The organism is Streptomyces yaizuensis (assembly GCF_034961445.1).
Classification (GTDB): Bacteria; Actinomycetota; Actinomycetes; order Streptomycetales; family Streptomycetaceae; genus Streptomyces; species Streptomyces yaizuensis.
In genome coordinates, this window is record NZ_BSBI01000013.1 from 179,659 (window position 1) to 199,099 (window position 19,441).

The following is a 19,441-nucleotide window of genomic DNA, read 5'->3' on the forward strand; positions in this document are numbered from 1 at the left end:
GGCAAGAAGAAGGCCGGTAAGGGGAAGGCGCCCCGGCACCGCCGCTACACCTGGAAGAAGCCGCATCTCAAGCTCGCCGCCGCGGTCGGCCGGGGATACAAGAAGGTCACCGGCAGGACGTTCCGGCGCGCCGTGCGCAGGGCGGGGACGCCGTTTCGCGCGGTGTACCGGGGTGCCCGAGGGCACGGCGGGAGGGGCCTGGCCAACCTGATGCGCTGGGGCGGCCGGGCGGCGCTCAGTCTCCACACGGCGCTCGGGACCGTCCGTCACTCCTCCTTGGGCCCGAACTGGCTGAGACCCTTGAGCCGGGTTCTGTACTGGGCGTCCAGCCCGCTGGCCAGGCTCGTCGGCGTCTCGCGCACGTGGTCGTGGCTGAACTCGTGGATCTACCGGACGGCGACCGCCCGGCCCGCGCCGGGGCCGCCGAAAGCCGCGGGCACGCCCGCTCCTGCACCGGTTCCCGGCGGGCACCGTCCGGTGCTGTCGCCGGCCTTCCTCACTGCAAAGGGGTCCCCTGTGGACAACAGCCCTGTCCAGCACGTCTATCCGCTCGTCTTCGCGGCGGACACCATCCGGGCGGCGGCCCAGGCGTTCGCCGGGGCACCGGCGGACTCGATGCGGGGCTACGAGGCCGTGATCGAGAACCTGGGTCAGGTCAACTTCGCCGTGTTCGAGCTGATGCACCGCATCGCCGCCGTCACGGAGGACGACTTCAAGGTCAGCAGCCACATCCCGGAGCAGTTCCGCATGGTCGGTCTCCACTTCCTTGCCCTGGGGCAGTTCATCGACGATGCCCACTGGCTGTACCGGGAGATCCACTCCGAGCAGATCAACAACTTCGAGAACCCCACGTGGCAGGGCCGCAAGTGGGACATCACGGCGAACTGGGCAGACATCCTGCCGGAGTACGCCTGGGCCGCGCCGGCCGTGCACGCGATGCCGCTGCTGCTCGCCTCGGCGGCGGTCCGGGACGCCGGCCACCACATCCAGATGCACCCCTCGGGGTCGATGGCCGGCTACGAGATGACCATCGAGCACCTCCAGCCGCTGGCCGGGGAGCTGCAGCATCTGATGGAGACGGTCGCGGCGGTCACCGAGAGCGAGTTCAGGGTCCACCCGGCCGTCACCGCCATGCACCGCGACGCCGGCCAGCGCTTCGCCGACCTGGGCGGCGCCATCCAGGGAATCCACTTCCTCTACCGGCTCCTGCACTCCGAGCAGCTCGGCAACCTGGAGAACCCGACCTACCAGGCCGCCAAGTGGGATCAGTCCCGCAACACGTAGCAGCGGCGCCGCCCCTGCCGCTCACGCCCATCACCGTTGGTCTGTTTCACGAACCGCAAGGAGTTCCTCATCATGGCCCGCTCGAAGGACCGCGAGGTCACACCCTGGGTGCACGGCGTTTGCTCCACTCCGCTGTTCACCTCGGGGGTGGTCTACCTCGGCGGTGTCGCAATGGGGACCGTCGAGGACCTCGGTCACACCGTTCCCCTGGGCCTGCTGGGTCTGGGATCGGTCGGCGGCGTCGTCGCGGCCGCGGCCGCCCGCTACGTGCGGACCGGCGGCCCGGAGGCGAGCAGGAAGGCCCGCTGGTTCCACACGGCGTTCACCGGCGTGTGGACCGGTGCGGCCGCGGCCTGGCTGAACTACACCGCGCACGGCACTCCGTGGACGCTGGCTTCCGCCGCCGCGGTGGGCGCGGTCACCGTCTGCCTGGCGCCCGTCTACGGGGTCGACCGCTACCTGCGTGCCCCGGAGATCGCTCAGGTGTGGCAGCGTGAGGAGACGGCGCTCGCCAAGCCGCTCACGGAATGGGCGGACTTGTTCGAAGCCGCCGGGGCGCGCGGTGTCACCGTGGTGAAGCGGGGCACGGCGCACAACGGCTTCACGCTGACGCTGCGGCTGACCGAGACCGATTACGACGGGCTGCAGCCGCTGCTGAAGAAGCTGGAGATGCGAGCCGGAGTCCGGCCCGGTGCGCTGGCACTCAAGCCGGGCGAGATGGCCGACGAGGCGTTCTTGTCGGTGTCGACCCGTGACGTGCTGGCGGAGCTCGTCGAGCTTGAGGAGGGCGATCACCCGATCACGATCAACGAGCCCCTCACGCTCGGCATGCTGGAGTCGGGGGAGCCCATCGAGCTGCTGATGCGGCAGAACTCGGTGTTCATAGCGGGCAAGAAGGGTTCCGGGAAGTCCGTCCTCCTGCACGTCCTCATATCCCTGCTGACGCGGTGCACCGACGCTGTCATCTGGATGGTCGACATGGCCGGCGGCAACACGGCCAAGCGCTGGGTCCGGCCCTGGGTGGAGGGGTGGAAGGACAAGGACGGCAGGCTCATCGACCGGCCGCTCATCGACTGGGTCGCCATCACCGAGGACGAGGCCGTGCGCATGTACAACGCCGCGCACGACATCGCCGACGAGCGGGCCAGGACCATGCGTGGCGGCAAGATCGTTCCCGAGCGGCGGCGCCCGGCCATCGTCGTCATCACCGAAGAGGGTTCGGACCTGATGGCCTGGTCCCCGGCTGCTGTCAAGCCCAAGGTCCGGGGCATCAAGAAGGGCCGCAAGGCCGCGATCGACTTCATCGACGTCGCCCAGCGCGGCACGGGTCCGAACACGGGTGGCGGTGAGATCGAGTCCCAGTACGACACAGTCGTCGGGATGAAGTTCCCGCGCCGGGGCGAAGGACAGTACGTCTTCCCGGACTTCTACCACCAGGTCAACCTGGCGGCGTTGCCCGGCAACGGCGCCTGCTACTACAAGACCACGCAGATGCCGGCCATGGATCCGCCCGCGCGGGGGCGGATCGCGTTCGTCAACGACGACGAGGACCGGGACGACATCGAGCAGATGGCCGTGGCCCGCTGGCCGATCCGCCCGGACCTCGATGCCGAGGCGGCGGCCGTCGCGGTCAAGTGGGGCTACGGAGACCGCTGGTCGGACACCGAGCGGATGGGCTGGCTCCTGGACGCCTACGGCCTGGAGCGGCCGGCCGTCACCGCGACGGCACACTCCCCCGCGGACGGTGGCGGCGCGGCCGCGGTCGGGGGCACTGTCCCGTCCGCGCCTCCCACCGGCTCTCCGGGGGGTCCCGCCCTGCCGGGGAGCCTCGGAGATCTTCCCTCCGCGCAGGAGTACCTCACGAAGTACGGCGGCCATCAGCCACCGGCCGGCGGTCCGTCCGCAGCGGCGGATGACACTGCCGTCGAGGCGGCCATCGCCCGGGCGCTCGCCGAGGCGGAGCGGATCACCGCACAGGCCGCGGCGAACAAGGAGCGGTTCGACCGGCCGAAGGGGCCCGAGCCGCGGACACGGCAGCACCCCCGCCGCGACGAGGTCATCGCGATGGTCCGCGACTCCGGAGCCGAAGGCACCACGATCGAGGAGTGCCGCACCAGGCTCGCCGCCCTGTACCCGGACGAGAAGGTGCCCTCCCGCCAGGCGATCACGACCTGGTTCGCCGGCGTGGACACCATCGTGCAGCCGGGCGGGCCCAAGACCCCGTACATGTGGAGCGACCACGGCGCGGCGCCGGCGGCGGACAAGAAGGCCAGCGACGACCTCGACGTGCTCGAAGATGAGGACTTCGAGCTGTTCCTGCACGCCGTCGAACTGGTCGTCAGCACCGGGTTCGGCTCCGCCTCGATGCTCCAGCGCAAGCTGCGCATCGGCTTCGGAAAAGCCGTCTGGCTGATGGACCAGATGACCGCCCGTGCCATCGTCGGCGGCAGCGACGGATCCAGGGCCCGTGACGTCCTGTTCCGCCCCGATGACCTGGACGAGCTGCTCAACCGGCTCAGGGACAGGAAGTAGTCACCATGGCCGTCCACATCTGCGCCGTCGTCCTCCTGGTGGTCATCCTCGTCATCCTGCTGCGTGGCGGCCACCTCCGGCTCAGGCCGGCGCTGGCCGCCGTCGCCTTCGGGTTCTTCCTCGCCTCCGCCGGTGCCGCCCCGGCCATCACGGCCGTCTTCACTGCCGTCGCCAACGCCGTACACGGCATCACCTTCTGACCAGCGGTCCCGGTGGACGCCGCCTCGCACCGGCCGGCGTCCTCGCGGTCCCACGGACCGCCGGGCAGATCCCCCGCACCCTTCCCGGGCAGACCGGGGCCAGCCGCCGTCGCCCGCCCTGCCCGGCACCCAGGGACCCACCCGGCGCAGGCGGCTGGGTCCCTCTTTCATCCCGCCTTCTGCAAGGATCTTCCCTCACGTGGAAACCCGCGACCTGACGCCCGCCACCACCACAGCAGCACCACAGACCTCCGCTATGGAGGAGATCGGGACGGTACCCCCGGGGACACCCGGGGCCTCGCTCCCGGTGCCGTATCCGCAGACCGCGCCGGAGGCCGTGGAGCTCCTGGCCGAGGAGGTGTACCTCGCGCGTCCGGGACCTGATCCGGCTGACGCCGCGCTCACGGCTGCGCGGGCCAGCTCCGACGGTGGATGAACCTGCATCGGGGGAACCTGGCGGTATCTGATGCCGCTGACCACCAGTTTCTGCGGAGACGGAAAGGAGTTCGGATGGGTGGTACAGCGGATTCACCGGCGGACGGCGCGGTCTTCGAGCCGCTCTGGGACGACAACCCGGCGTGGGGCGGCAGTCGCCTGTACGACGATCTGGCAACCGCACAGGTCCTCGTCGCGGATGCCTACGTGCTGCAGATGTACCCGGACGGTGACGAGGGTGAGGACGGTCCTGGCCGTCTCGCCTGGGTGCCTGAGAAGAGCTGCTGGACCCTGACCGACGGCGGTGGGCCCACGCCGGTGTCGATCGTCACCCGCACGGTCCACAGCCGTCCGCTGCCGCCCGGGGAGCTGTCGGCAGTCCAGCAGCTGCCCCTGGCGTCCGAGTTCCGGGTGCCGCTGCCGCACGGTGGTGCGGGCGGCTGTGCGCAGATCGTGGTCGAGCGGGACGGCGTGGACGGCGGGTGGGCCGTGACGGACGGGGCGCTGTCCGGGCTCCGGACGTGGGTGGCCGGTGAGGGATGGCGCTACATCGGTGACGTCGGGCGGGTGTCCGGCTTCCGGTACACGCGGGAGGAGGCGCTCGGCCTGGCCTTCCGGGTCGCGGAACTCGAAGCCGTCCACTGTGAGGCCGTGATCGCGGCGGACCGTCCGCAGGAGGGCGCCGCGACGGCGGACCGTCCGGGCCCGTCGGTGCGGTAGGGCGTTCCGGCAGTTCCGCCGGGTTCTCCTTCGCGTGGGCGAGCCGCACCTTGCGGGTACGGGTGGCGGATGCCCGGTGGGAGCGGAGCCCGAGCTGGGATGGTCGCCGCAGGGCGGCGGAGTTCGAGCCGGACCGGTAGGCACGGAAGAGGGCCGACCCAAGGGGTCGGCCCTCTTCCTCGTTTTCCGGTGCGCGGCCCGGTGAGGTAACTGGGATGTCTCCCCCTCCCCCGCTGGTGCCAGGCCGAGTGTTCGGTCTCAGTGATGGTGGCGAACGGTCTGGCCAGCATGGCGAACCTCCGCTCTTCACATGAGGTGGGTCAGCTGGTGGTTTCCCGGGGTGCAGACCTCCCGCAGGGGCTCGCACAGGTGCCATGCCCGGTGCCACGCCTCAAGCTCAACCATCGGGCCGATGGCATACTCCGCGCGCCACGCCTCGCACACGTCGCAGTCCGGCTGACGGTCGGGCAGCCACACGCTGTGAACGCCGATCAGGTGGTCGTCCAAGTCGATCTGACTCGTCGTGAGGGCCAGCGCCCAGTGGCGGGGATCTGCACCGTGGCGGCGGGAGCCGATCAGGTTCATGCCGTATTCGACGGCGAGCGTCCGGCAGTCGTCGCAGACCGCCATACGCACGATGAGTTGGCAGGGCATCTGCCGATTATGCCGCGCAGGGGCGGCGCCTGATGAGCGGTTCGCCCGTCGGGTGGACCGCTCGCCACCATCACTGAGACCGGACACCGAGTGCCTGGTCGAGGCGGGCGTCGCGGTTCTCGGTGAGGAGGTCCGGGAACGACACGTTGTGGCCGAAGCGGTACGAGGCCCAGTCCGGGCGGATCTCCAGTTCGTCTTCGGCGCGGGCGTGGATGTTCTCCAGTGCCAGGCGCCACCGTTCTGCGGTGGCAAGCGTCTGCCGCTCCTGGTCGTCGGGTTCGCTGTCGCCCGCGGTGGGGGCCGTCCAGGGGGCGGGGAAGTCGTCGGCCCAGGAGACGACGACCGGGCAGTCGTTGCGCTCGGTCAGGAGGTCTCGCACGGCCTCCCATCCGAGGTCCGGGCGGTAGAGGCCGACGTCCGGGCCGGACTGGACGACATCCCCGGGCCAGGCCCGGTTGGGGCCGTCGGCCCAGCAGTTGATCTCGCACGGCCCGGGCAGGCGTGCGGCAAGTTTCACCGCGGTGCTGCCCAGCACCATGGCGATCTTGAGCAGCATCGCGGAGAGCGCGAGGTCCCGGCCCCGGTTGGTGGCCACCGGTTCGTCGAAGAGGCTCTGCGTGGCCCGGACGTACTGGGCCTGCCGGCCGAGGGTCTGACGGCCGGGCGGGGAGGTCGCCAAGGTCGTGGTCGCGCGGGAGCATGCTGTAGAGGGCGCCCGCGTGTTCGCCTGCGGCACGGTTGCCCAGGAGCGGGCCGGCGGCGGCGTCGTGGACCAGGCCGAGCGTTCAGGGCCGCTCGGTGCCGCAGAGCCTGGCCGTGCCGTGGAGGTCCTGGAACTGGATGAAGCTCACCGCGTCTTCTTCGTCTTCTTCAGGGTCGTTGTCCGGGTGCCGACCTGCGGCGGGGGACTGAGACGGGTGGTGCCGGTCAGCTCGCCGGCGGCCTCTTCCGGGACGTCGGCGATGTGCTCGATCAGTCGCATCGCCCTATGGTGGGCGTGCCGGCGTTCGTTCTGGTCGCCGCCTTCGTCGAATGCGGTGGCCAGCGGCAGGCGTGCCGGCCCGACGGCACGCTGCTCGGCGCTGGGCAGGCTGCCGGTCCCGTGCTTCCGGGCACTGCGGTCGGCCGTCTTCCAGGCGAGCTCCAGCTCGCGCACCGCCGCACCGTAGTCGGAACGGGGATCGGTCCGTGCATCACGGGCGGCGTCGAGGGCGTTGAGGAGCCGTACGGTTCCGGGGGCGGTGACGTCGGCGAGGGCCGGCCGGTCGAGGACGGCGAGGATGTCGGTGGCGAAATCGGCGTAGGCGTCGAGGATCTTGTCGTGGCGTGCCGCGAGGCCGGTCCGCCGCAGGTGTTCCTTCACCTGCCGCTGGTGCCGGCGGCGCAGGCTGTGAAGGATCGCGAGAGCTGTGGCGAGGGTGAGGACGGCTCCCGCCGCTGTGGCGACCGGCCGCCAGGGGATGATGGCCGGTGTGGTGCCGGGGTCTTCCGTGGGCTGCTCATCGTTGTCGGCGCTCTCGTCGGTGTGTTCCGGGAAGGAGCCGGTCAGGTTGTCCATCAGGCCGGTGACGAGGTGCGGGAAGAACACGACGGTGGAGAGGAGCGCTCCGCCGAGCAGCATGCTGGTGGCGCTGTCTCGTTCACGGCGCGTCCAGCTGCTGGTGGCGCCGACGGTGGAGAGGAGGAGCGCCATGCTGGCGAGGAGGGTGAGGAGCCATCGGGTCTGTTCGTGCACGGTGCTGTCCTTCGCAGGTTCTCGCCGCGGGTGAGAGGGGATGGAATCGCGGGCAGCGGCGGCAGGCCGCAGGTTTTGACCCTGCGGCCGTGCGCCTGTGGACAGAACCCGGCTCCGTCGGCGTGGTGGACGGGAGGAACAGCACGTCCACCACCCTGGCCTTCTCAGATCCGGTCGCCCACGTTCACCTCGTCCCAGATCTCCTTGCTGACCCGCTTCCAGCCGGTGTGCTTGCCGTCCTGGAGCTTGAGCTCCCAGCGGGCCGGGTGATGACGGGCCGGGTCGCAGACCCGGCGGGTGGTCGTGTCCGGGCCCTTCTGAGGGGTCCCGGCGCCGCCGCTGCCGGTGTCTGTGCTCTTGTCCTTCTGGGTCTTGCCCGACCCGCCGGAGCTGCCGCGGCTTCCCGAACCGCCACGGCCTCCGCCGGGGCCGCCCTTCAGGGTGAGCGACTGGGTGAAGGAGCTGGAGGTCACGGTGCGGCAGTTGGTCTCGGGGACGGTGTACGCGGCGTGCCCGCGCTTCTCCTTGACGGTGCCGTGCTCGATGGAGCCGGAGCCGGTGCAGGCCGTGAGGACCAGAGCGGCGGCCGCCGTGGTCGCGCCGGTCAGAGCGATACGGCTGGCGGAAGGAATGTTCAAGGTGCGCCTCTCGTGAAGTCTGCGGGGTGTGTTCGGTTCGCGCAGGACAGGGCCCGCGCGCCGGCCGGGGCAGGGCAACGCTGGGGCCGGTGTCCTGTGGACAGCGGATGCGCGGGCCGGGCGGCTCGCGGGCCGCCCGGCCGGAGAGCGGTTATCAGACCGCCAGTGTGTGGACCTGGCGCAGAACCTTGGGTCCCTCTCCGTCGTCGACGATGTAGCGGAAGGACAGGTCGCGCAGGTGCAGGGCCTGGTGGACGGCCTTGGTGACGACGGCGTCGAGGCGGTCGATCACCGGGACGACGGCACCGCAGGTGCAGGTGACCTGGATCCGGCGCCCTCCGTGCGCGCCGCAGGCACGGCCGGCGCTGCGCCCGCTGCCGCTGAGCTGGTGCGCGCCGGTCATGGGGCAGACGGTGCCGTCCCGGTGCGTGCCGTGGATCTGGGCTGTGTGCTGGGGCTTCTTCTTCGTCACGGGGTCGTTCTCCTTCGGGTATGGCGCGCAGCGGGCTCGGCGTGGCCGAGGCTGGTGCGGAAGTGTGAGGGAGCGGCACACACCGGTGCGCGCTCGGCCAGGGGAGGTCACGGCGTTTGCGGCCGGTTCACCTCAACCCTGTTGACACTTAAGACTTTACACACAAGTCGACTGGAACTCAACCCGGCCGAACGGACACGGGCAGCCGCCCGGCACTTCAGCACGCAGCATCGCATCGCCTATGCGACTCGCGACGCCGGCCGGAGATCCGACTCCAGGGTAGCCATGAACGACACTTGTAACTTGACACAATCGACCACTTTAAGTAAACTCTTAAGTGTCATAAGGTGTGACGGAAGGGGCCCCGATGACCACCAGCCAGACGAACACCGGCACCACCGAGGGCATCCAGGCCCGCATGGCGGAGATCCGTGAGGAGTCCGCAGCAGCGCGGGCCAGCGGCGACTTCCGCACCGAGAACGCCCTCGACGGCGAGATGGCCGGGCTGGGACAGCGGCTTCGCAACCTTCGCCCGGCACACGACTGCAACGACGACCGCTGCTGCGCCACCTGCCCGTGAGGTGCCGGTGCCGGGCCTGACAGCCCGGCACCGCCCTCACCTTCCGGAACCGGGCACCAGTCCGCACCGCGGCACCGCCGCACGATCCCCCTTTGGAGCCGAATGGATCTTCTCGCCGCCGCCCGGGGCCGTACGGCCCTTGGCCATTACAGCCAGGACGGTCACACCAGCGACGACCTGGAGACCGGCATCGCCGACCTCATCGCCGACATCCTCATCTGCGCGGCGTTCGAGGGAGTCGACTGGGAGCACGTGCTGAAGAGGGCCCGGGGCTACGCCGCGAGCGGAGACCCGTGCCCGGCGTGCGGCACCGAAGTCCCCGCCGCCAGCACCGGCTGCCCCGCCTGCGCCACCGGTGCACCGGAGTCCCGGTGACGTCCGCCCCTTCGCTCGGCGTCCTGCAGAGCCGGGCGCTGGCTCTCCTCGCCAGCCGTAACTCCGGTACCTGGTACCGGGGCTGCGGCTGGCAGATCGGGTCTGCCTCGCGGACCGGGCAGGTCCTCGGCTCCCTCGTACGGCGCGGCCTCGTCACGAGGCCGGATGCGCGCGGGCGTTACCGGATCACGGAGGCGGGCCTGGCCGAGCTGGGCTGGTTCACCTGCTGCGACTGCACGCGGCTCACCCGGCTGCCGTTCCGCGGGGACTTCCGGCGGACCGACCGGCGGGTGCGCTGCGCCGAGTGCTTCCAGCGGACGTCCCACGGACTGTGCGAGCACTGTTCGGGGCACTGCCAGCGTTTCAGGCCGGGGCTCCGCGTCAACGTCCGCCACCTCGCCGTCAGCGCGATCTGCCGCGAGATCATGGCCCATGTGTTCACCGCCGTCCCCACGCCGGCCTTCCCCTCCCGTGCCGGCAACCTGCGCGACACCGGCGGTGAACACATCGGGCTCCCTCGCCCCTCGGAGAAAGGTCTGCGCATGCCCGGTGACCCGGACGGCTCGTCCGATCCGCCCTGCCCGGACTGCGAAGAGCCTCTCGACTGCACCGGTACCCGGCTCTTCTGCGGGAACGAGCAGTGCGCCGGGTGGGGGATGGAGATGCCGGTGTGGCGGGTCCTGGCGGCCGCCGGACTCGACGCGCCGCCCCCCTCCGGACTGCCGCGGCCGGTCCGCGACGGTCTGCCGGTGCCCTGGGTGGTCTCCTCCACGTCGAAGCGTGTGTGGTGGCGGGCGATGGACGCCCGCCGCCTGGCGGAGGTGCACAACGGGTGGCTCTGCCAGGTCTGCGGCCAAGCGCTCCCTGAGGAGGCGTGGGTTCTGGCGGCGCCGGACGGCATGGTGCTCCAGGCCGCGCTACACGAGACGTGCAAGGACCTCGCGCTGGGCTTCTGCCCGTACCTCTCCGGTGGAGCCGCAGGGGCGGTTCCCCTCCTCGTCACACGCGACGAGCTGTCCACCGATGGCCTGCCGCTGTCCCACGCGGCCCCCTCCGCCCCCTACTTCCTCCACCAGTGGAAGCTCACGGATGCGGCACAGGGATCCCACCGCCCCGCCCGGCCGGATCAGCCACACCAGGGGTGATCCGGTCTGGGGCCGCTCCGCACCGGCCTGTGCCCGCCCTCGCGTGCGCCTGGCCGTGTTCACCGCGCGGGCGGCCGTCCCGCGTGTCCTCCGTTCACCACCCCGCACAAGGAGCAGCTTGTCCCTCTACGCGCAGATACCGCCGCACACCGGCCGGTCCCCCGCCGCCGTATGGCAGTGGGCGGCCGATTTCGACCAGCTGGCCGCGGGCGCCGACGACGGAGGCGGCCAGCGGGACCTGCCGGAGTACCGCACGCTGGCAGCGGTACTCCGCGTCAGCGCCCTGGTCGATGTCCTGGTGCTCGACGGTGTCCCCGTGATGGAGGAGGGCTGGGTACTGACTCCGCATCCTCTGCGGCTGGTTCAGGACGGCGCGGACGCCAGGGCGGGCCGCTGCCCGGGCGCCGTGCTGTTTCCCCCGGACTGCGGCTTCGCCGAGGCGGTGGAGGCGTTCTACAGGGCACTCGGCCGCGCTGTACGGGGCTGCCGGCCGGGGCCCGGCGCCTCACCGTCCGCCCAGGGTCCGTGCGCGCCGTGCGCCCGCTGGGCCGACCATTACCTCGCGGTGCGGGTCGCCGTCCTCTGAGGCCCGGCCCGCCGTCCGCCCGCCGGTCTGTGCCGGCCCACCTCCTGCTGAGAGGCACGATCCTGAGCACCTTGCCGCCCACCTCCGCCGACCAGGCCGCACGGCCGTACTGGACCACCCGGCTCGTCCGCGCCTGCGACGTCCAGGAGGGCGATGTCGTCCTCATCGCCGGCCGCTGGCGCGAGGTGGTGGACGTCTACAACAGCGGAGACGATCCGAAGAGCGACCTCGGACAGGACAGCCACGCCGCCCTGGAGATCCGGAAGGTCATCGACCGGGCCAACAGCGTGTGGACCGCCGTGCGGTTCGTCACCGAGGAGCAGTGCTCAGGACTGGAGATCTCGACCCGGGTCGAGGCCCTGCTGTGGTGCACGTTGGTCGAAGTCCAGGTGGAGGCACCCGAACCGCGAGGCGGACAGGCGCTGCTGACGTAGCGCCGAGGCCGGCGGCGCAGCGTGCACCGGACTGCCGCAAGCTCCTCACACAACAGAGTCAATTGCCGCCCATGTATGCGTCATGTAATATCTTGGTTGACGTCTGGGTGGTCGTTCCGCCCCGTGCCTTCCCCCCGGGCAGAGCGGCCGCACGCAGGAGGGACGCCCATGCCGCAGCCACCCCAGGCGACCGGACCCGGCTACGCAACGCGGCCGGACGCGCCGCGCTGGGACGTCCGTCTGGCCCGGAGCGTGCTCACGCAGGCGGGTCTCGCCGATGTCGACGACGACCTCGTCGCCCCGGACGGATTCTCCGCCGGCGCCGAGCGCTCGGACGTGCTGGTCTGGTGGACCCAGGACCACAGCCTCGCCGTTCCCCGGCGCCCCGAGTCCCGCCGGCGCTGGAACGCCGCACTCGGTCGGATCGAGGCCGCCCTCGACGACGCCGGGTTCACTGTGCTGCGCCGTACCCACACGTCGGTGCTGGCCCGGCCCCCGTCCCGTCCGCGGCCCACACCATCGCGCGGGTGCGCCCCGCCGGGGCACCCGCAGAGCTCAAGAACGCCGTGACCTTCGACGGACACGCCCCCACCACGGCCCGCGGAACGGCAGCGCTGTTCTCCTACTACAGCCCGAAGTCGCGGCTGTACACCCTCGACGCCCGCGGAAACCAGACCGGGACCGGCTGCCGCGGCCATCCGTGCGCGGTGCGGGCGCTGGCCGGGCCCGACTGCCTGCCCGTGCCGCTGCGCATTGTTCATAAACAGGAAGAGAGCCCGCACCGGAGCGCAGGGGAGGGCCGGACAGGCATGCGGACCGGGCCGGTCCCCCTGACCTGGGAGCAGCGGGCCGGTCTCGGACCGGCACTGCTGTACCCGGTCGGCCGTCTGTCGGCGTCCGTACGCGGCGCGGCCCTGGGTCAGCTCCTCGTCTGCGGATCCGTGGAACTCCGCGCGGGAATCGCGCCGGCACGTCTCGAACTTGCCGGCCGGGCAGCGCGGTTCCACGTCCCGCGGACGGAGCACCGGCGTTCCGCGGAAAGGCCGCAGCTGCGGCACAACGTGATGCCGTGCGCGATGCGCAGGAGCGGCGGGCCTGGGCCCGCCGGCCGCTGTCACCTCGCCGCGCGCAGGGCCGCGGAAGTAGGGGCCGGGCAGGATGACAGTTGCTCATCCTGCCCGGCGGAGTTCGGGCTCCTGCGGCTGGGGGACCGGATCCTCGACTACGGCCTGCGGGCCGGGCAGGGCGGCACCGTCACCGCGGCGATGCGGCGCCGCCAGGCCCATCACCTGGCGGTGACCGGCTGCCGGGCGATCGTCCTGGTCTGCCGCCGGTACGCCGATATGGCCCGGCAGGTATGGAGCGATCCCCGCCTTCCCCTGGCCGGCGCCCGCGGCATCGGCGACCATCTCGCCTACTTCGCCGCCCAGTACCGTACCGCCCCGCCCCTCAGTCCGGCCGGGCGGGTCCGGGGCCCGGTCCGTATCCACAGGCCCCGCCCGCCACTCTCACCTCGTACGCCCGACCGGGCGACCTCGTCCCGTAAGGATCAATCCGTGCCGTTCACTCCCGACCTTGTGCTCGTGCGGCACCCGGCGCACGGACTCCAGATCACCACACGCCGGGGCACCGGCTCCGTACCCGTCGGCAAGGCCGTCACCGGCCACGTGCCCAGTGGCGGCTCCCCCGGTGCCGGCCGCACCGCCGAGGCGAGCGCCCGGCACCGGGCGCTCGCGGCATCGCCGCAGCCACCGCCCCCTCCCTCCCCCGGGCTTCGGCCCGGCAACGACGAAGAGCGAGAAGCATGTTCAACCGCCCCGCGGCCCCAGCCCCGGCCACCGTGCCGGTGACGCGGTCCTCCGTCATCGACCTCACCAAGAAGGCCGCGCTCAGCCTGGACAAGCACGGCCTGACCGGCCAGAAGGCGGCCGTCTACCTGGCCCTGGACCGCTCCGGATCGATGCGTGACCACTACAGGGACGGCAGCGTCCAGTACCTCGCCGAGCAGATCCTCGGCCTGGCCCGCAACCTCGACGACGACGGTTCGGTGCCGGTGGTGTTCTTCTCCACGGGCATCGACGGCACCACCGAGGTCAAGCTCGACAACTACGCTGGCCGGATCCAGAACCGGCACCAGCAGCTCGGGCACATGGGCCTGACCCACTACGAGAAGGCCATCGAGCACGTCACCGGGCTCCACCTCGCCTCCCGGGCGCACGCCCAGGGCATCCCGGCCCTGGTCGTGTTCCAGACCGACGGCGGGCCCAGCGACAAGGAGGCCGCCGAGGCGGCCCTGCGTGCGGCCTCGAACCTCCCGCTGTTCTTCGCGTTCGTCGGCTACGGCACCAGGATCGAGTTCCTCAGGAAGCTCGACGACCTGGACGGCCGTGCCGTCGACAACGCCGGCTACCTGCCCGTGCCCGACCCGCGCAGCGTGGACGACGACGTCCTCTACGACGGTGTCACCGGCCAGTACAAGCCCTGGCTGGCCCAGGCCCGTTCCCAGGGCATCGTCCGCTGACCCACCCGCCAGGGGCCGGCCGGTCTGCGCGGCCGGCCCGGAGAGGACACCACCGTGACGGATACGGCCGGTGCCGCCCCGACGGCACACGCCCAGGGCTCTCTGTTCTGGCGCCCTCGCCGCCAGCGTGCAGCTGCTGGTCGACCGCGTCCAGCGCGAGCCGGCCCTGGGCCGGGCGCTGTCGCTGACCGGCGCCACCTGTGCCTGCGGCCGCCCCTGGCACCGACCACGCCCGGGAGCTGACCGGGGACGGCCGGCTCCCCTGCTCCCGCCCGTCTGCTCCTGCCATGACCTCACCTTCGCGTGACCGCACCTCCTGGAAGGCCCCCGTGCACGACAGCGTCCCCGACGACCTCCCCGGCTCTGCCGAGCAGCCCTGGGCCGTGTGGCTCCCCTCCTCGCAGGAGGTCCTGGAGCGCCCGAGCCGCGACGCCGCCCTGGCGACGGCCGCGGCACGCAACAACACCTACGCCCAGGAGCGGCCTCACTCCGGGGGCCCGTCCCGCTATGCCCTGGTCCTGCAGCACGGCCGGATATGGGGCGGCGAAGAGGCGGGTCCAGGAGCGCGGGTGAGCCCCGACACCCGCAAGGTCCACGTGCAGCTGGCCGAACTGCTGCGCGAGCAGATCCGCGCTGGCCACCCGGTGCCCGGCAGCCCCATGCCGGCGCAGCGCGAGCTCGCCTCGGCCTACGGGGTCGGGCTGAGGACCGTCCAGCGGGCCCAGGAGCTGCTGATGGAGGAAGGTCTCCTCAGCCGCCGGGGCCGCAACGTGGTGGTCAGCTCGACGCCGCCGGTACCGGCCCAGGCTCTTCCGGGACTGGACCTCACCCCGGTACAGCCGACCGCCGCACCCGTGGCCGGGGTGAGCCACTTCGGCACGGCCGCCTACCGCCGGCTCGCCCAGCGGCTGACGGAACTCATCGCGGCCGGCGCCTACCCGGCCGGCTCCGAGTTCCCCACCGCCCGCGCCCTGGCGCAGCAGCACGGTTACACCCTCACCAGCGCCCAGCAGGCCGTCCGCAGCCTCAAGGACCTGCGGCTCCTCGTCGACGGGCCCCGCGGCGCCACGTGTGTGGCCCACACTGCGGCGCCCGCCCGGCACTCTGGCCGATGGAGCCAGTACCCGGCAGGGGACACCACTGCCGTAACCTCAGCCCCGACATACGAATGAAGAACAGGAAGGCACCGTGACCAGCACAGACTCGATGAGCCTGGCCGATATGGCCCGGGAGGTCGGCATCAACCGGCAGACCGTGCAGAAGTGGCACCGCGCGCCGCTCGAACGCGCGCGGGAGACCACACCGGTATCCGCGCTCAGGGCCGTCGCCGAGGCCATGGAGATCGAGGTCCCCGAAGCCGATGAGGCCCGCTACCCGCGGTCCGTCTTCGTCGCCTTCTGTCAGGCCGTCGGATACATGGACGAGGACGGGCAACTCGTCCCGGAGGTCCAGGAACGCATCGCGCAGAAGAAGCGCGGCCGCTGGTACCCCGCCAAACCAACGCTCCAGCCGGGCACAGGCAGCCGGCGCCGGCGCTACTACTCCAACCACGTCGCCGAGATGCTCGGCCTGGACACGAAAACCGTGCGGTACTACGCGACGCCGGGGGTGAACGTGGAACGCTCCTTCCCCGCCGCCGACGGGCTGGACGAGATGGACCGGCAGTACTGGTTCATCGAGACGGTCCAGAGGTACCGCACCCGGGCGGAGCGCGCCGCACGGATGCAGCCGGCGGATCCGGACGAGCAGCCGAAGGGATCCGAGGCGAAGGGGGGCTGACGGCGCTCCCCCGTCCGCCGGCACATGCCACCTGGGCCCGCCCGCATGGGCGAAACCCCTCCCGTTCCTGCTCTCCGGCGCGCATCAGCCCCCGCGGCCCGTGTGGGCGCAGGGCGAAACCGGCCGGCGGCAAGTGCCCGTGACGCGCAGCTCCCGCTGCCGGCGCGGGCACTTCTGCGTGACCTGCCGCCGCGCGGGGATCTGCGTCCTTCCGGTGCGACGGCCCCGTCCGTCTGGGGGAGCTCCGTCAACGGCAGCGATTCGAACGCCCGAGCAACCCGGACAGAGGGGGTCCACGATGCCGCGCACCCGGCCGGGCCTTCCCCGGCACGTCAGTGCTTCGCTCCTGCGGCCCGGCCGCCGAGGCCCCGGGCCGGACGGCCGTCCGGCTTTCCTGTTCCACCCGGCGCTTCAGCGGAGCGCGAGCCCGCCCCGGACCGGGAACCGGCCGACTCCCAGGACCTGCGCCGACCGAAGTGTCAGACGGAGCACTGAAGCACCGGGCGACTCCCGGCACACCCTCTCTGAGCTGGCCAAACAGCCCCACCCGTGGTAAAATCATAAGTGTCACCAGGGGTGGTTCCGGCCCACCGGCCGTCGCGCCGGGTGTTCACCGGCGCGACGGCCCAGGCACCTCAGCGGCCGTGGCCGCCACCCCCGTCCCTCGGCTGCGCTCCGCGCGCCGGGCGTCCTGTTCCCTGGAGTGAGGACCTGCGTTTGCCCGAAACAATCGACTTCATCGGTGAAATCCACCCGCTCATCACCCAGTTCCGCGAGATGTCCGACCGCCACCGGCGTGATGCGGACCAGTACCGCGACTCCAACGGCGCCGAGCCCACAGACGACCAGCGGTGCGACAGCGCCCTGATCGCCCACGCCCGCGAAGCGGCCGAGCTCCTCGACACCGTGATGGAGCGCCTGTCGGAGCTGTGCGGACCTCCCCTCCCGGGACACGCGCACACCCTCACTTTCGCCGGTCCTGAGCGCCACGACGGCGAGGCACCATACTTGTTCGTCGTCAACGGCCAGGACCTGCCCGACGCGCGCCGCAACCTCGGCGCACTTCCCTCCTTCCGCGAGTGGTTCGAGGAGCAGCGCGCCTGGGACGAGCCCGGCTCGGACCCGGACGTCGTGTTCCTGTCGGCCCCGGCGGACAGCCGCCCCGGGCTGCCGAACAGCGGCTTCTACAACGAACTGCGCCGGGAACAGGCGGTCCTGTGGGACGCCGAGAGCGTGGCACCGGAGCTTGCCGCCCGTCTGCCCGAGCTGGAGGGCTGAGCGTGCCGACCGGGCCTCCGGGCCTCACCGACCGGAGTGCCCCGGCCTGCTGGCCGCCGACGCGGTCGCCTCCCGTGGGCCCACCCTGATCGTGCTGTCGCGGGTCATCCTCAACGCCGTGGCCCTCGCGCATACCTCCGGTGCCGACTTCTACGGTCCTGTCTCCGGAGCGGCCGACGGCCCCGGCTTCCGCAGGGGCGCTGCGGAAACTGCGGGACCGGCCTCGGCCGCAACCCGTATGAGAAGTGGCCGCTGTGCGGGGACGGTGCGTTCTGGACGTGCGCCTTCGGGAACGAGAGCTGCGAGGCTCAGTGCGGCGCCCGCCGCCTGACCCGTGCCGGGCAGGGCGAGCCGGTGCCGCCGTGTGCCTGCGGATGCGGTCCCGCCCCGGGCCGGTACGGCGACTTCGACACCGGAGCCTCCGTGTCCCGCAAGCACTCCATCGGCACCGGCCGCTTCCTGCGCCCCGGGCAAGACCCTGAACACCGGCTGACTCCCCCGCTCCTCCCCCATACCGGGCCCGCCCGGCCCCGGCACGGGCTCCGTCCTGCCCCCGAACAGAAGGGACGCCCCCTTTTGCCGACCGTTGAACTGACCGATCTGCTCAGCCATGCCACCGACGACCAGGCCGATGCCATCCGAGCCGCCGCCCACACGGCCGGCGTGCTGTGGAAGTGCCGCAACGCCGCGTGCGCCACCGACGACCTGCCCCGCAGCGCCCGGCGGTGCGCCCTCTGCGGCTTCGACCGCGAGGGCGAGCCGATCGGCGACAAGGTGTCCTACCCCTATGGCCCCGTCCCCGGCGACCTGCTCACCGCGCTGCGGGGGGCCCTCGTCGAGTGGTTCACCGAGCACGGCCGTCCCCGGCCCGACGCCGTCACCTTCGCCTACACCAACGAGAACGGAGGCGCCCACGACTGCTCCGACTGGGGTGTCCTGCACTTCGGCGGCCGTACCGAGCCCTCCTGCGACTTCTCCGGCACCGAGGTCGCCGAGGCCCTCATCCAGCTGACGGACTTCGAAGTCCCTTTCTCCGGTGCCGAGATGACCGTCGCCCTGCCCCGCTGACACCGCACTCCCCCGCGCTCCGGCCGAGCCCGGCCGGGCTCGCCGCCCCCCGATCCCCCGGGAGCACCGCTTGACCGACCTCAGCACCACCGCGCGGCCCGTGTACGACGATCCGTTGCTGGAGAACCTGCGCGCCGCCCTCCTCGCGCACTTCGACGCCCCCGGCCGCCGTCCGGACGCGGTGGACTTCCGCATCACCGAGGAGCACGACACCATCGAGGGGCTGGCCTGGGCCGGTGACGGAGCCCTTCTGCTGTACGGCGACCGCACGGTGGCGGCCGGCGACCTCACCGAGGCCGTCGGCGACGACCTCGACGCGTACTCCCTGTTCCGCGCGCCGTCCTTCGGGGACACCCTGGTCATCGCCCTGTCCGCCGGCTTCGTGCCCGCGCCCGGCGCGAGCGGCGAGCAGGAGGAGGCCGGGACGGACGGGCTGCCCGCGTTCGACCCCCAGGACGCTGAGCGCCTCTTCGCCTCTTTCGACGACCGCGCCCTCGACCGCATCGAGCAGGCCCTGACCACCGAGCGGGTGGAGCGTCTGCACAACGCCCTCACCGTGGCGGTCGTGGCCGCGCTGCCCGAACTCGCCGCCGAGGAGCCTTTCGAGAGCACCGCGCCCGTCGGCCGCGTCGTCTTCGGCACGGAGTGGGACGAGAACGGCACTCACTTCTCCTGCGAGGGCACCGCCCAGCACACGGACGGAACCGTGACCCGCTGGCTGGAATTCTCGGGTGACGCCTACGACGCCCTCTCCTCCCTGACCGACCTGACGTACCCGGGCGAGGGGGACCAGTGCATCGTCACGGTGCCGGGGGTGACGATGCTGGTCGATCCCTGCACGGTGTGCAACGACAAGGACTGCCAGTTCAAGGAGGGCCACGCCTCCGTGACGTGCGTCGTGTGCCCCGAGCCGTACAGCACCGAACACGCGGCTCACCCGCTCCCCGGCTGCCCCGGGTTCACTCCCCTCTCAGCCCGTCCTCCCGCCCTGGCGTAACGCCGGGG

22 protein-coding genes are annotated in these 19,441 nt (G+C 71.8%); 17 read left to right on the forward strand and 5 right to left on the reverse strand.

What is annotated here, in order from left to right; genetic code table 11:
- Positions 1 to 516: 516 nt before the first annotated feature.
- The 4 genes from SYYSPA8_RS28190 to SYYSPA8_RS28205 all read left to right on the forward strand — a co-directional run bounded on the left by SYYSPA8_RS28190 (position 517) and on the right by SYYSPA8_RS28205 (position 5,171).
- On the forward strand, positions 517 to 1,284 hold the full coding sequence (locus SYYSPA8_RS28190) for a hypothetical protein (RefSeq protein WP_323450176.1): 768 nt from the start codon (positions 517 to 519) through the stop codon (positions 1,282 to 1,284).
- 72 nt (positions 1,285 to 1,356) lie between these two features.
- Positions 1,357 to 3,816, forward strand: a complete 2,460-nt coding sequence (locus tag SYYSPA8_RS28195) for a DNA translocase FtsK (protein ID WP_323450177.1) — start codon at positions 1,357 to 1,359, stop codon at positions 3,814 to 3,816.
- Between the two features lie 5 nt (positions 3,817 to 3,821).
- Positions 3,822 to 4,016 (forward strand): hypothetical protein, encoded by a 195-nt coding sequence (locus SYYSPA8_RS28200; protein WP_323450178.1) that lies wholly within the window; start codon positions 3,822 to 3,824, stop codon positions 4,014 to 4,016.
- A 510-nt stretch (positions 4,017 to 4,526) separates the two neighbouring features.
- On the forward strand, positions 4,527 to 5,171 hold the full coding sequence (locus SYYSPA8_RS28205) for a hypothetical protein (protein ID WP_323450179.1): 645 nt from the start codon (positions 4,527 to 4,529) through the stop codon (positions 5,169 to 5,171).
- Between the two features lie 306 nt (positions 5,172 to 5,477).
- Here SYYSPA8_RS28205 and SYYSPA8_RS28210 read toward each other — a convergent pair whose 3' ends face one another.
- From SYYSPA8_RS28210 to SYYSPA8_RS28230, 5 genes are all read right to left on the reverse strand, one after another.
- The gene (locus tag SYYSPA8_RS28210; protein WP_323450180.1) at positions 5,478 to 5,825 is read right to left on the reverse strand and encodes a hypothetical protein; all 348 of its coding nucleotides are present in this window, start codon (positions 5,823 to 5,825) and stop codon (positions 5,478 to 5,480) included.
- A 70-nt stretch (positions 5,826 to 5,895) separates the two neighbouring features.
- Positions 5,896 to 6,504 carry a hypothetical protein gene (locus SYYSPA8_RS28215; RefSeq protein ID WP_323450181.1) on the reverse strand — a complete coding sequence of 203 codons (609 nt, stop codon included), beginning with the start codon at positions 6,502 to 6,504 and terminating at the stop codon, positions 5,896 to 5,898.
- Positions 6,505 to 6,672: 168 nt separating this feature from the next.
- The gene (locus SYYSPA8_RS28220; protein WP_323450182.1) at positions 6,673 to 7,560 is read right to left on the reverse strand and encodes a hypothetical protein; all 888 of its coding nucleotides are present in this window, start codon (positions 7,558 to 7,560) and stop codon (positions 6,673 to 6,675) included.
- A gap of 164 nt (positions 7,561 to 7,724) precedes the next feature.
- On the reverse strand, positions 7,725 to 8,198 hold the full coding sequence (locus SYYSPA8_RS28225) for a hypothetical protein (RefSeq protein ID WP_323450183.1): 474 nt from the start codon (positions 8,196 to 8,198) through the stop codon (positions 7,725 to 7,727).
- A gap of 154 nt (positions 8,199 to 8,352) precedes the next feature.
- Complete coding sequence (locus SYYSPA8_RS28230) at positions 8,353 to 8,670, reverse strand: hypothetical protein (RefSeq protein WP_323450184.1); 318 nt, start codon at positions 8,668 to 8,670, stop codon at positions 8,353 to 8,355.
- A gap of 367 nt (positions 8,671 to 9,037) precedes the next feature.
- Between SYYSPA8_RS28230 and SYYSPA8_RS28235 the strand changes: the two genes are divergently transcribed.
- The 13 genes from SYYSPA8_RS28235 to SYYSPA8_RS28295 all read left to right on the forward strand — a co-directional run bounded on the left by SYYSPA8_RS28235 (position 9,038) and on the right by SYYSPA8_RS28295 (position 19,433).
- Positions 9,038 to 9,250 (forward strand): hypothetical protein, encoded by a 213-nt coding sequence (locus tag SYYSPA8_RS28235; protein WP_323450185.1) that lies wholly within the window; start codon positions 9,038 to 9,040, stop codon positions 9,248 to 9,250.
- 102 nt (positions 9,251 to 9,352) lie between these two features.
- Positions 9,353 to 9,625, forward strand: a complete 273-nt coding sequence (locus tag SYYSPA8_RS28240; protein WP_323450186.1) for a hypothetical protein — start codon at positions 9,353 to 9,355, stop codon at positions 9,623 to 9,625.
- The gene (locus tag SYYSPA8_RS28245; RefSeq protein WP_323450187.1) at positions 9,622 to 10,770 is read left to right on the forward strand and encodes a hypothetical protein; all 1,149 of its coding nucleotides are present in this window, start codon (positions 9,622 to 9,624) and stop codon (positions 10,768 to 10,770) included. The genes SYYSPA8_RS28240 and SYYSPA8_RS28245 overlap by 4 nt, the downstream gene beginning before the upstream one ends.
- Before the next feature lie 118 nt (positions 10,771 to 10,888).
- The gene (locus SYYSPA8_RS28250; protein ID WP_323450188.1) at positions 10,889 to 11,356 is read left to right on the forward strand and encodes a hypothetical protein; all 468 of its coding nucleotides are present in this window, start codon (positions 10,889 to 10,891) and stop codon (positions 11,354 to 11,356) included.
- A 71-nt stretch (positions 11,357 to 11,427) separates the two neighbouring features.
- Positions 11,428 to 11,790, forward strand: coding sequence for a hypothetical protein (locus SYYSPA8_RS28255; RefSeq protein ID WP_323450189.1), 363 nt, complete (start codon positions 11,428 to 11,430; stop codon positions 11,788 to 11,790).
- 168 nt (positions 11,791 to 11,958) lie between these two features.
- The gene (locus SYYSPA8_RS28260) at positions 11,959 to 12,360 is read left to right on the forward strand and encodes a hypothetical protein (protein ID WP_323450190.1); all 402 of its coding nucleotides are present in this window, start codon (positions 11,959 to 11,961) and stop codon (positions 12,358 to 12,360) included.
- Positions 12,357 to 13,640: a hypothetical protein gene (locus SYYSPA8_RS28265; RefSeq protein ID WP_323450191.1), complete on the forward strand. Its 1,284-nt coding sequence runs from the start codon at positions 12,357 to 12,359 to the stop codon at positions 13,638 to 13,640. The genes SYYSPA8_RS28260 and SYYSPA8_RS28265 overlap by 4 nt, the downstream gene beginning before the upstream one ends.
- Complete coding sequence (locus SYYSPA8_RS28270; RefSeq protein ID WP_323450192.1) at positions 13,595 to 14,311, forward strand: VWA domain-containing protein; 717 nt, start codon at positions 13,595 to 13,597, stop codon at positions 14,309 to 14,311. Before SYYSPA8_RS28265 ends, SYYSPA8_RS28270 begins: the two co-directional genes overlap by 46 nt.
- Positions 14,312 to 14,598: 287 nt before the next feature.
- Positions 14,599 to 15,483 (forward strand): GntR family transcriptional regulator, encoded by an 885-nt coding sequence (locus tag SYYSPA8_RS28275; RefSeq protein ID WP_323450193.1) that lies wholly within the window; start codon positions 14,599 to 14,601, stop codon positions 15,481 to 15,483.
- Between the two features lie 16 nt (positions 15,484 to 15,499).
- Positions 15,500 to 16,090, forward strand: a complete 591-nt coding sequence (locus SYYSPA8_RS28280; protein ID WP_323450194.1) for a helix-turn-helix transcriptional regulator — start codon at positions 15,500 to 15,502, stop codon at positions 16,088 to 16,090.
- A 717-nt stretch (positions 16,091 to 16,807) separates the two neighbouring features.
- Positions 16,808 to 17,368: a hypothetical protein gene (locus SYYSPA8_RS28285; RefSeq protein WP_323450195.1), complete on the forward strand. Its 561-nt coding sequence runs from the start codon at positions 16,808 to 16,810 to the stop codon at positions 17,366 to 17,368.
- A 576-nt stretch (positions 17,369 to 17,944) separates the two neighbouring features.
- The gene (locus SYYSPA8_RS28290; protein WP_323450196.1) at positions 17,945 to 18,436 is read left to right on the forward strand and encodes a hypothetical protein; all 492 of its coding nucleotides are present in this window, start codon (positions 17,945 to 17,947) and stop codon (positions 18,434 to 18,436) included.
- Between the two features lie 70 nt (positions 18,437 to 18,506).
- On the forward strand, positions 18,507 to 19,433 hold the full coding sequence (locus SYYSPA8_RS28295) for a hypothetical protein (RefSeq protein ID WP_323450197.1): 927 nt from the start codon (positions 18,507 to 18,509) through the stop codon (positions 19,431 to 19,433).
- The last annotated feature ends 8 nt before the right edge of the window (positions 19,434 to 19,441 follow it).